Origin of the sequence: Paraburkholderia sp. BR10923 (assembly GCF_040948765.1) — a bacterium.
In the GTDB taxonomy this organism is placed as follows: Bacteria; Pseudomonadota; Gammaproteobacteria; order Burkholderiales; family Burkholderiaceae; genus Paraburkholderia; species Paraburkholderia youngii.
Window position 1 is genome coordinate 353168 of record NZ_JBFPKO010000001.1, and the last position, 11853, is coordinate 365020.

Here is an 11853-nt window from a genome sequence, read left to right on the forward strand (position 1 = left end):
CCCCATGTCGAATGTACCCAAAAGTCCCGCTGGGGCGAACGAGAAACCGGCGCCGGCCGGTGAGCCGGCCAGGCCCGGCGACACGATGCGCCGCCCAGCGCAGGATGCGAGACCAGAGCAGGCGCGTGACGCGCGTCGGGAGGCGGGCGCGTCTGCGCAAACAGTGTCGCCGGAAGGTGGCGGCGCGGGTCGTGAAGATCGCGAAGAGCACGCTCGTGCGCGAGGCGCGGCGCGTGATGAACGGCGCGGTGAATCTCGCGCTGAATCGGGTGAAGCGTCCGGTGCCAAGCGGGGCGGTGGGGCTCGTGGCGAGCCGCGTGGCGCTTCGTTGAGCGAGCAGCTTGGCCAATTCCGTTCCGCGCTTCAAAACGCGGCCCGTGAGCAGCAGAGCGGTGGGCCGCAAAGCGAGCAACAGGACGGACCGCAAAGCGAGCACCGCAGTACGCCTTCGACCGCGCCTCGCGGTGCGCATGGCCGCCAGGCTCGCGATGAGCGAGGTGGTGCGCGGCAAAGCGGGCAGCGTGGCGAAGTCCGCGACGCGCGCTCGGACACGCCGCGCGTTGAACGGCATCGTGCGCCTCGCAACGAACAGGACGAGCGCGGACCACGTGACGAGCAACGTCACGGTCCGCGCGCCACGCACTCGCACGACAAACAATCGGGCGAGCCGCGCAAGGAGCCTCGCGCGCCGCGCGAACCGCGGCCGCCGCGGATCGTCGAGCCGAATCCGATTCCACCGATCACGTTCCCCGAAGCACTTCCCGTTTCCGGTCGTCGCGACGAGATCGCGCGGGCGATCGCGGAGAATCAGGTCGTGATCGTGTCGGGCGAAACCGGTTCGGGCAAGACCACGCAGTTGCCGAAAATCTGCCTCACGCTCGGCCGTGGTCTGGGCGCAGGCGGCAATGGTCTGATCGGCCATACGCAGCCGCGCCGGATCGCCGCGTCGGCGACCGGGCGCCGTATCGCCGAGGAACTCGGCACGCCGTTCGGTGAAGTGGTCGGCTACAAGGTGCGCTTCAACGACAACCTCGCACCGGGCGCATCGGTCAAGCTGATGACCGACGGCATTCTGCTTGCCGAAACGCAGACCGATCCGCTGCTGAAAGCCTACGACACGCTGATCATCGACGAAGCGCACGAGCGCAGCCTGAACATCGATTTTCTGCTCGGCTACCTGAAGGAGATTCTTCCGAAGCGTCCCGACCTGAAGCTGATCGTGACCTCGGCGACGATCGACGCCGACCGTTTCGCGCGCCACTTCGGCAGCGACGATAAGCCCGCACCGGTGATCGAAGTGAGCGGGCGACTTTATCCGGTCGAGGTGCGTTACCGACCGGTGGTCGAGGACAGCCCGGCGGTCAAGGCGGCGCAAGGGACCTCGGGTGTGGCGTCGTCTGGCCGCGAGCGCCTGAAGACGCAGCGCGAAACCGATCGCGATCTGATGGAGGCGATCGTCGAGGCCGTCGACGAACTGTGCCGCGAGGGTCACGGCGATGTGCTGGTGTTCCTGCCCGGCGAGCGTGAGATTCGGGACGCCGCCGAGGCGCTGCGCAAACATCACCCGCCCCATACGGAGATTCTGCCGCTGTTCGCGCGGCTCTCGGCGGCCGAGCAGGAGCGCGTGTTCCGCGCGTCGAACGCGCGCCGCATCGTGCTCGCGACCAACGTCGCCGAAACTTCGCTGACGGTACCCGGCATCCGCTACGTGGTCGACACGGGCCTCGCCCGCGTGAAGCGCTACTCGTATCGCAACAAGGTCGAGCAGCTGCAGGTCGAGTCGATTTCTCAAGCCGCCGCGAATCAACGGGCGGGGCGTTGCGGACGGGTTGCCGATGGCATCTGCATTCGTCTGTACGAGGAAAGCGACTTCCAGGGCCGCGCGCGCTTCACCGATCCGGAAATTCTGCGCTCTTCGCTCGCTTCGGTGATTCTGCGCATGAAGTCGCTGCACCTGACGGCGATCGAAACGTTCCCGTTTATCGAGCCGCCGCCGGGCCGTGCGATTTCCGACGGCTACCAGTTGCTCAACGAGCTCGGCGCCGTCGACGACGACAATCACCTGACACCGCTCGGCCGTGAACTCGCGCGACTGCCGCTCGATCCGCGCGTCGGCCGCATGATCCTCGCCGCGCGCGACCAGCAGGCGCTGAAGGAAGTGCTGATCATCGCGAGCGCGCTGTCCGTGCAGGACCCGCGCGATCGGCCGATCGACGCCCAGGAGCAGGCCGACCAGGCGCATCGCCGGTTCGCCGACGAGCGCTCCGAATTCCTGCAGTGGCTGAAGATCTGGAACTGGTTCGACGAAGCGATCGCGCACAAGAAATCGAACCGGCAGTTGCAGGACGAGTGCCGCAAGAACTTCCTGTCGCAGTTGCGGCTGCGCGAGTGGCGCGATGTCCATTCGCAACTGCTGACGGTCGTGCGGGAGCACGGCTGGCGCCTGAACGAGGCGGAGGCTACTTTCGAGCAGATCCATCTTGCGCTGCTGACCGGCCTTCTCGGCAACATCGGCCTGAAAGCCGACGATGAGCCGTACTATCTCGGCGCGCGCGGCATCAAGTTCTATTTGTGGCCGGGCTCTGCGCTCGTGAAAAAAGCGGGCAAGTGGGTGATGGCTGCCGAGCTGGTCGAAACGAGCCGGCTTTACGCGCGCTGTATCGCGAAAATCGAGCCGGAGTGGGTCGAGGAGGTCGGCGCGCATCTGCTGAAAAAGTCGCTGTCGGAGCCACATTGGGAAAAGCGCGCGGCGCAGGTGTCCGCGTTCGAGCGCGCGATGCTGTACGGCCTGCCGATTTATCACCGGCGGCGCGTCGCATTCGGCAAGCAGGACCCGGCACGGGCGCGCGAGCTGTTTATTCGCGGTGCGCTTGTTGAAGGGGAGTTCGACACGAAGCTTGCGTTCTTCGCGCACAACCGCAAGCTGCTTGCCGACATCGAACAGCTCGAGCACAAGTCGCGCCGCCAGGACGTGCTGGTCGACGACGAATTGATCTACGCGTTCTACGATCAGGCGCTGCCGGATGGCGTCTATACCGGCGCGTCGTTCGAGCGCTGGTATCGCGACGAAGTCAAAAAGAGCGGCCAGGCGGAGGACAAGCTGCGGCTGTTGTATTTGTCCCGCGACGATCTGATGCGGCACGAAGCGGCGGGTGTCACGACGGATCTGTTCCCGAAGCGGCTGACGATGGCGGGCATCGAGATGGCGCTGACCTATCACTTCGAGCCGGGCACGCCTCGCGACGGCGTAACGCTCGCGGTACCGCTGTATGCGCTGAACCAGGTCGACGCGCGCCGTTGTGAGTGGCTCGTGCCCGGCATGCTGAAAGAGAAGGCGCAGTTGCTGCTGAAGTCGCTGCCGCAGAAGCTGCGTCGGCATTGCGTGCCGCTCCCTGAATACGCGGCAGGTTTCGCCGAACGGCACAGCGCCCAGCGCTTCGGAGCAGGCGGCTTGCTCGAAGCGCTGATCGCCGACGTGCGCGAGCAGACCCAGGTCGCGATGAAGCAGTCCGACTTCAAGCTCGAGACGCTGCCCGCGCATCTGTTCATGAACTTCAAGGTCATCGACGAACATGGCCGGCAGCTCGCGATGGGACGCAATCTGTCGCAACTGCGCGCAGAACTCGGCGGTCAGGCGCAGCAGCATTTCCAGAAGCTCGTTTCGGGCGCGGCAGGCGCCGCCCTGGCCGATGCAGGCGGCGGTGTCGCGACACCTGCGCGGTCTCCGGATCCGGCTGCGAGCGGCCCGGCGCGCGGCAAGGGCGCGGCCGCGCCACAACCCGCGACGCCGGATGGCGCGCCAGCCACCGCGCTGTACGAAAACCTGACCACGTGGAATTTCGGCAAGCTGCCCGAATTGCTCGAAATTCGCCGTGGTGGCCAGACGTTGCTTGGCTACCCGGCGCTCGTGGACCGTGGCACGCACTGCGACGTCGAAGTATTCGATTCGCCCGAAGAAGCCGCGCGGATTCATCGGGCGGGCCTGCGTCGGCTTTTCGCGCTGCAGTTGAAGGAGCCGATCAAGTATCTGGAGAAGAATCTGCCGGGCCTGCGCGAAATGGCCATGCAGTTCATGCCGCGCGGCACGCAGGAAGAACTGCGCGATCAGCTGATCGACACCGCACTCGACCGCGCGTGTCTGCAGGACCCGCTGCCCGACGACGATGCGAGCTTCCATACCCGACGTGACGAAGGGCGTAGCCGCCTCACGTTGCTCGCGCAGGAAATCTCGCGGCTGGTCGGCCAGATCCTCGGCGAGTACGCGAGCCTGACGAAGAAGCTTCTGCAGGCGAAGCCATTCGCGGCCGCGTACACCGATCTGCAGAATCAACTCGATGCGCTGATCGGCAAGCGTTTTGTCGTCGATACGCCGTATGCCCAACTCGCACATTTCCCGCGTTATCTGAAGGGGATGGCGCTGCGTATCGACAAGCTGCGCGCGGACGCCACCCGCGACGCGCGGCAGTTCGCCGAATTCCAGCCGCTGTTGCAGCACTATCTGCGGGCGGTGTCGCAGCGCGGCGGCGTCACGGATCCGCGGCTTGCGGAATTCCGCTGGCTGCTCGAGGAGTTGCGCATCTCGCTGTTTGCGCAGGAGCTGCGCACCCCAATGCCGGTCTCGGTGAAGCGCTTGTACAAGGTGTGGGAGTCGATGCAGCGGTAAAGTCAGGCCGCTCGCACGCGGACGCTGGACACTGGGTGTGCACGGCGGCCGGGCTTTGCCCGACACGATCGCCCGAGCTGATTTCACCAATGCATCCCCGCGCCGATCGATGCGCCGAACTGCCCGCGTGAGTCGGCGCTGCCTTGGGCCTTGTAGATCCATTTGCCGGTGTCCGACAACTGCGACACGCTAATTGCGAGCGCGGATTGACCGCCGTACGTGCCGGCCGCCATCGCGACCATGCCGTGTCCGGGCAGGACCGCTTGCGGCAAGCCTGCCATCGCGAGCGCCGATGCCGTGCCCCCGTAGCTGTCCCGGCGGGCGGAACGGATCTGATCGTCCGTATAGCGATTCGCCGCGCTGATCGCGCCGCTCACGCTCTGCTGCAACTGATTGACGTTGACCGCGTCGCTGCCTCGCACGCCGGCTGCGACGTTGGTGATCTGGCGCTCCTGGCCCACCGAGCCAACCGATACTGAGTTCGCTCGGTCTGCGATGGAGCCCTGGCCCAAGGCCACCGAGTTGTCGGCGCTCGCGCTGGCCGCGGCGCCGACCGCCGTCGCGTTGTTGCCGCTGGCGATGGCGTTCGCTCCGATGCTTGTCGCGTTGGCGCCGCTTGCCCGCGCATTCGCCCCGGCCGCAATCGCGTGTGCACCGGATGCTTGCGCGGTTTCAGTCGCGCTTTCACCCGCAGCACTGAATAACGCGCCGACCGAACCGATCGCCGCGTTATTGATCGCCCCTTCGAGCGCCGCGTTGAGCTGACCGAGGTTGACCGCGTCGGACGCCAGCACGCCGTTCGCGACGTTGTGGATGGCGGTGCCCTCCGTGGTATCGCCGCCGAGCGTAATGCTGTTCCGATTGATGCTGCCGTCGGCGTTCGTGTCGTACATGACCGCGCCGTCGAGTTTCGCCGCGCTCGCGCTGCTCTGATCGCTCACCGCTTTCAGCTGGGCGACGTTGACCGCATCGGTGTCCGCGGTGCCGGCCGCGACATTGGTGATCTGACGCTCGTTGCCCGCCGACCCGACCGATACGGTCCCCGCGCGATCGGCGATCGAGCCCTGACCAAGCGCGACGGCGTTTGCGGCCAGCGCGCTCGACTGATAGCCGAGCGAAAGGGCGTTGTCGGCGGCTGCGCTGGCACCGGAGCCGATCGCGAGCGTGCCGTCGCCGTTCGCCGTCGCGCTGGCCCCGAGCGCCGTGGCCCCTGAGCCGTCGGCCGACGCTGACGCGCCCAGCGAGGTCGCGCCGGCCGTGCCGGCGACGGCGCCCGCGCCTATCGCGGTCGAATCCGTTGCGCTCGCGCTGGCGCTCGTGCCGAATGCGCTCGCGTTGGCGCCGACGGCGCTGGCGTTGCTGCCCACGGCGAGCGCGTGCGTGCCTTCTGCGAGCGCGTTGTTGGAGCCGTCGGCCGGGTCGGCAGCGCTGAGGTAGTGCAGCGCGCTGCTTTCAGCGAGTGCATCGACCTTGTTGTCGACCGCGTTCAACTGGCTCACGTTGACCGCGTCAGTGGGCGTAGCGCCCGCGGCGACGTTGGTCAGGCGACGCTCATTATTCGCCGAGCCAAGTGAGACTTCGCCTGTCGCGATGGGGGCCACGACCGGGGTAGCGCCCGCTCCCCCGGGCACAAATGCGCTTTGCGACAGATCCGTCGTGGTGCTGGCATTGGCGCCCAGCGCGACGCTATTGTCGGCGCTCGCGTTTGCGTTGCTGCCGAGGGCGATCGCGCCGGCTCCCGCCGCCGTTGCGCCGAAGCCGATTGCGCTGGCATAGGCGCCGCTCGCCTGCGCAGCGACGCCGAGGGCGATGGCGCCGACACCGCTGACGAGGGTGTTACTACCAAGCGCGACGCTCGAGTCCGCCAGTGCCGAGGCCCATGCTCCGGCGGCGAGCGAGTTGGTGCCTCCGGCCTGCGCGACATAGCCGAGCGCGGTCGAACCGACGCTGGTTGCCGTGGATTGGGAGCCAAACGCGGAGGCGGCCGAATTCGCCGCCATTGAACCGGAGCCCGTTGCGACCGAGTCGACACCGAGCGCCGACGCGTCCAGACCGACCGCGGTCGCGCGTTCCGCCTGCGCATTCGCATAGGGCCCAAAGGCGCCTGCGCCTTCGCCTTTTGCGGAAGAGGAGAGACCCACGGCGACTGCGCTGTCGCCCTGCGCCGTGGCGCCTGCCCCTACCGCGAGCGCGCCGTCGTTTTGCGCGTTCGCTTGCGAGCCGATCGCCAGCGATGAGTTGCCGCTTGCGATGGCCTGTGCGCCTATCGCGACCGCGGCGTCGCCGGGCGCGCTGGCCGTGCCTACCTCGACCGAATCGACGCCGGCGCCGTTCGCTTCCGTGACGCACAGGGCCGCCGCTATGGCAACACCCGCAGTACGTCGAACTGCTCGGGCGATGCTTTTCTGGCGCGCGGAAGCACGGTGTATTTGCAGGCAGGCAGTTTGCGCCGCTGCGACTTTTCTTTGAGATGTGGTACGGCCAATTATCGAAATATTCTTGTTCATCAATTTAAAATCCTCCGCATTATTTTAGTTCGTGGCGTGTAGTGCGTACTTCGAGATTGGTGTGACGTTATTGCTCAGCTAAGTTTGAAAATCTCGAAAATAAAAACGCTGGCCATTGGTGAAGCTTGCGCTATTTGGTCGAGCGCGCGTCGTCCCCGCGTTATACGCGTGGTTCCCACGGATGAGGCGCTGGCGGGACGACGCGCACGAAGAATTCTCCGGTGCCCGCGCGCAATTCAGATATCAGCGAACTCCGAAATTCAATTGGGCTAAAAAATATATTAATACAGGTAGATTTATTGGCGCGAAAAAAAGAATATTCCTATTGTTTTAGTTATTGCTTTGGGCGATATTGGCGTGTGGCTGATGCATGATTGATTCTGGCAAGGAGAGCACATTGATTCCTCACTCGAAAACCCGCGGCCCGAGCATCAAAAACGGGACGTGGCAGACGAACTTTCCCGCGCGCGGCCGCACTTCATCGCATCCGTCATTTTTCGCTCGTCGCCCGGTGACTTACGTCAACCGCTCGGACCGGCAAACGTTCTACAATGACCGTTGTTCTCCGAAGCGAGTTTTCATGCGTAAATTTCTTCTTCCCGGCTTGACTGCCACGTTCGCCGCAACTGCGGTGCTGGTCGCCGCCGCAGGCTTTTTTTCTCCGGCGGCGCACGCCAATAACGTGATCGTGCTCAATTCCGGTGAGGCCACGCTGAGCCTGATCGACGAGAACAGCCGCCAGGTCATCGGCACCGTGCCCACGGGCAAGGAACCGCATCACCTGATGGCCACGCCGGACAATTCCTCGCTGATCGTCGCCAATTCGGTGTCGAACAGCCTGATGTTCGTCGATCCGAAAACGGGGCAGTTGCAGCGCTGGGTCGAGAACATCGAAGATCCCTATCAAATCGGTTTTTCGCCGGATCGCAAGTGGCTCGTCACTACGGGCTTGCGGCTCGACCGCCTCGACATCTACCACTACGACAACCAGAAAAACCAGATGACGCTGGCTTCACGGCTGCCGCTCGCGGTGATGCCCAGCCATATGGCGTTCACGAATGACAGCAGGACGGTGTTCGTTTCGCTGCAGATCTCGGGCGAACTCGCCGCCATCGACCTGCCCACGCAAACCGTCAAATGGAAGATGAAGGTCGGCAAGGTGCCCGCAGGCCTGTGGATGACGCCGGGCGAAAAGTACCTGCTCGTCGGCATGACCGGCGAGGACTACGTCGCCGTCGTGGATTGGCGCAACCAGAAAGTCGTCAAGACGATTCATACGGGCAAGGGCGCTCACAACTTCCGCTCGCTCGCCGACGGCAAGCATGTCGCGGTGTCGAACCGCGTCGCTAGCACGATCAGCATCATCGACGAAGACACGCTCACCAACGTCGGCGATATCACCGGCCTGATGCCGGGACCGGACGACATGGAGCTTTCCGCCGACAAGCGCTATCTGTGGGTGACCTTCCGCTTCGCGAAGCACATTGGCATCATCGATCTCAACACGCGCAAGCTGATCCAGACGATTGCGGTCGGCCGCTCGCCGCATGGTATCTATTTCTTCAACCGCGCGCCGGTCACGGCGCCGAACGGTGCTTGAGGGGTCTCAGGGGGTGCCTGGGAGCAACGCAGCAGAGCCCCGGCGCCACGAGCCACCAAGGATGAAGTAACAGGCCAGCATCATGTTCCATCTGATTTTCTCCACACTCGACAGCTTCGTTTCAGCCACGCAGACGTGGCTGTACGTCGACGTGGTACAGCCGCTGCTGTTCCGGTTCAATCTGATGGACTACGACGAGGACACCTACGACAGCCTGTACTGGGTCATCGTCGGTGTGCTCGAGGTGCTCGCGATGTACGCGATCCTGCGTCCGCTCGAGGCGCTGCGTCCGGTCGAGCAATGGGAGAACCGCAAGGCAGTGCGGGTCGACGTGCTGTACACGTGGATCGCCAAGCTCGGCATTTTGAATCTTTTCTTTTTCTTCGCACTGCAGCCATTCTTCGACAACGTGCAAGGCTGGCTCAGGCTTCACGGCATCGCGAACCTGAACTTCGACAACCTGTGGCCCGGCGTGACCACGCAGCCGCTCGTCACGTTCGTCATGTATCTGCTCGTGCTCGATTTCGCCGGCTACTGGTATCACCGCGGGCAGCACCGCTTCGGCGTGTGGTGGGAACTGCATGCGGTACACCATAGTCAGCGGCAGATGTCGCTTTGGTCCGACGATCGTAACCATCTGCTCGATGATTTGCTGCAGGCGTCGTTCTTCGCGGTGATCTCGCTCGCGATCGGTGTGCCGCCGTCGCAGTTCGTCGTGCTGGTCGCGATCACGAACCTCGCGCAGAGCGTGCAGCACGCGAACATCCGGCTGTATTACGGCTGGCTCGGCGAGCGGCTGCTCGTCAGTCCGGCATTCCATCGCCGTCACCACGCAATCGGCTTAGGTCATGAAGGGCTCAAGTACGGCTGCAATTTCGGCGTGCTGTTCCCATGGTGGGACATGCTGTTCCGCAGCGCGTCGTGGAGCCGCGACGTGGAGCCGACCGGTATCAGCGATCAGCTCGAAGGCCGCCGCTATGGCGATGGCTTCTGGGCGCAGCACTGGTTCGCCTTCGTGCGCATCGCGCATCGCCTGGTATCGAAGCGCCGCGCAACCGGCAACGACACCGCTGCCGTTTGAGTCCTTTCAGAGTCCATTCAGAGTTCATTCTGAGTCCATTGCGGATCCTCTCGAGCACGCGCTCCGCCGCGCCGCCCACTTCCGCCGGCGGCGTGTCCCTTGGTTTATGCTGTGCACGTTCGTGCGCACCTCCAGTGCCCCACCAGCATGCCAGGCCGGCGCGCGGCGCGTTTTTCCTGTCCATCGTTTCGTTCGCAGGCATTGGCTCGCATGAATGATCTGTTGCGCTCGTTTGGGCGTGCACTCGCAAGCGCGTTGCATCCGCGCATGCTCTGGCTGACCTTCAAACCGTTTATCGTCGCGACGGTCGGCTGGGGCTTGCTCCTGTGGTTCTTCTGGCAAACGGTGACCGGCGCGACCCGCACCTGGCTCGACGACTGGTCTTTCACCGCCACGCTTTATCATCTGTTCGACGTGCTCGGTTTCTCGACGCTGCACGCGGTCATCGCACCGTTCATCGTAATTGCAATGGCGATCCCGTTGATCGTCGTCACGGTGCTGCTGCTGATCGCCATGCTGTCGATGCCGGCCGTGATCCGCTTTCTCGCGGCGCGCCAATTCGCCGGGCTGGAGATACGCCGCGGCGGAACATGGTACGGTAGCCTCGGTCAGGCGCTCTGGACCACGCTGCTGTGTCTCGTGCTGCTGATCGTCACCTTGCCGCTGTGGCTCGTACCGCCGTTCTTCGCGCTGATTCCTCCGCTGCTGTGGGGCTGGCTCACGTATCGGGTGATGACCTACGACGCGCTCGCGTTGCATGCGACGCGCGACGAGCGGCGCGAACTCGTGCGGCGCCACCGCTTGCCGCTACTGCTGATCGGGGTCGTGAGCGGCCTCCTAGGCTCGCTGCCGACGCTGCTGTGGGCGTCGTCGGTCTGGCTGGTCGTGCTGTTCCCGGTGATTACCACGGTGACGATCTGGATTTACGCGTTCATCCTGGTGTTCTCGGCGCTATGGTTCGGCAACTACTGCCTGCGCGCGCTGCAGCGTATGCGGGCGGAAGCGTCTGGCGGCGCGCGCGAGGTCGCGCCGGTTCCCTATTGATCAAACGAAAGAGGCGGCAATGGCATTTGGCGTCATCATCATCGGCGATGAAATCCTGTCGGGCAGGCGCGTCGACAAGCATCTACCGAAGGTCATCGAGTTGCTCCGGGCGCGCGGGCTGTCGCTCGGCTGGGCGGAGTACATCGGCGACGATCCGGAGCGCATCACGGCGACGCTGCGTCGGACGTTCGCGTCGGGCGACATCGTTTTCTCGACGGGCGGCATCGGCGCGACACCTGACGACCACACGCGCCAATGCGCGGCGGCCGCGCTCGGCGTGCCGCTCGAGCTGCATCCGGAGGCCGCGAAGCTGATCCAGGAGCGCATCCGCGACATGTATCCGGCGACTTCGACGACGCCGCTCGATCTGAACTCGCCCGAGAACCGGCATCGCCTGAACATGGGCACGTATCCGCAGGGCGCCGACATCATTCCGAACGGCTACAACAAGATTCCGGGTTTTTCGATCCGCCAGCACCATTTCGTGCCGGGTTTCCCGGTGATGGCCTGGCCGATGATCGAGTGGGTGCTGGACACGCAGTACGCGCATCTGCACCACACCACGCCGCACGCCGAAAAGTCGCTGCTGGTGTTCGAGCTGCCGGAGTCGCGCGTGACGCCGCTGATGGAGAAAATCGAGCGGGATTTTCCGGGCGTGCGGGTGTTCAGCCTGCCGAGCGTCGGGGATGCGAAGCGCGGCGGCGTGTATGCGCGGCATCACATCGATCTCGGGGTGAAGGGTGAGCCGGAAGCCGTCGCCGCGGCGTTCGTGAAGCTGCGCGAAGGGGTGCATCTGCTCGGTGGCGACATCGTCGAGCCTGAAGTCGCGGCAGCGGCGGCGGCCGCCACGGGTAAGCCGCGAAGCTGAGAAGGCGACAGCGGTTCGCGCAGGACGGTTGGGTTGGCGCGAGCCGCGACATCGCAGTGTCACAACCCGCGCCGACTGATGCAATCAGTG

At 64.7% G+C, this 11853-nt stretch carries 7 protein-coding genes; 6 read left to right on the forward strand and 1 reads right to left on the reverse strand.

The features are described from left to right. Positions 1–191: 191 nt before the first annotated feature. Positions 192–332 carry a hypothetical protein gene (locus tag AB3X94_RS01645; RefSeq protein WP_368610657.1) on the forward strand — a complete coding sequence of 47 codons (141 nt, stop codon included), beginning with the start codon at positions 192–194 and terminating at the stop codon, positions 330–332. After that, positions 329–4663 carry an ATP-dependent RNA helicase HrpA gene (gene hrpA / locus AB3X94_RS01650; protein ID WP_368610658.1) on the forward strand — a complete coding sequence of 1445 codons (4335 nt, stop codon included), beginning with the start codon at positions 329–331 and terminating at the stop codon, positions 4661–4663. Before AB3X94_RS01645 ends, hrpA begins: the two co-directional genes overlap by 4 nt. A gap of 83 nt (positions 4664–4746) precedes the next feature. Here the strand turns inward: hrpA and AB3X94_RS01655 are convergent, their stop codons facing one another. After that, positions 4747–7170: a YadA family autotransporter adhesin gene (locus tag AB3X94_RS01655; RefSeq protein ID WP_368610659.1), complete on the reverse strand. Its 2424-nt coding sequence runs from the start codon at positions 7168–7170 to the stop codon at positions 4747–4749. A gap of 580 nt (positions 7171–7750) precedes the next feature. Between AB3X94_RS01655 and AB3X94_RS01660 the strand changes: the two genes are divergently transcribed. From AB3X94_RS01660 to AB3X94_RS01675, 4 genes are all read left to right on the forward strand, one after another. Continuing rightward, positions 7751–8770 carry a beta-propeller fold lactonase family protein gene (locus AB3X94_RS01660; RefSeq protein WP_176108156.1) on the forward strand — a complete coding sequence of 340 codons (1020 nt, stop codon included), beginning with the start codon at positions 7751–7753 and terminating at the stop codon, positions 8768–8770. An 82-nt stretch (positions 8771–8852) separates the two neighbouring features. Beyond that, complete coding sequence (locus AB3X94_RS01665; RefSeq protein ID WP_176108157.1) at positions 8853–9851, forward strand: sterol desaturase family protein; 999 nt, start codon at positions 8853–8855, stop codon at positions 9849–9851. 210 nt (positions 9852–10061) lie between these two features. Next, a complete protein-coding gene (locus AB3X94_RS01670) occupies positions 10062–10895 on the forward strand; it encodes an EI24 domain-containing protein (RefSeq protein ID WP_176108158.1) in 834 nt (277 codons plus the stop codon). Between the two features lie 19 nt (positions 10896–10914). Next, the gene (locus AB3X94_RS01675; protein ID WP_368610660.1) at positions 10915–11763 is read left to right on the forward strand and encodes a competence/damage-inducible protein A; all 849 of its coding nucleotides are present in this window, start codon (positions 10915–10917) and stop codon (positions 11761–11763) included. Positions 11764–11853 lie beyond the last annotated feature (90 nt).

What these genes read in the sequence shown, in the direction of transcription:
- AB3X94_RS01660 (WP_176108156.1), top strand. Translation starts at nt 7,751, where the DNA reads ATGCGTAAATTTCTTCTTCCCGGCTTGACTGCCACGTTCGCCGCAACT.
- AB3X94_RS01655 (WP_368610659.1), bottom strand. Translation starts at nt 7,170, where the DNA reads ATGAACAAGAATATTTCGATAATTGGCCGTACCACATCTCAAAGAAAA.
- AB3X94_RS01670 (WP_176108158.1), top strand. Translation starts at nt 10,062, where the DNA reads ATGAATGATCTGTTGCGCTCGTTTGGGCGTGCACTCGCAAGCGCGTTG.
- AB3X94_RS01675 (WP_368610660.1), top strand. Translation starts at nt 10,915, where the DNA reads ATGGCATTTGGCGTCATCATCATCGGCGATGAAATCCTGTCGGGCAGG.
- AB3X94_RS01665 (WP_176108157.1), top strand. Translation starts at nt 8,853, where the DNA reads ATGTTCCATCTGATTTTCTCCACACTCGACAGCTTCGTTTCAGCCACG.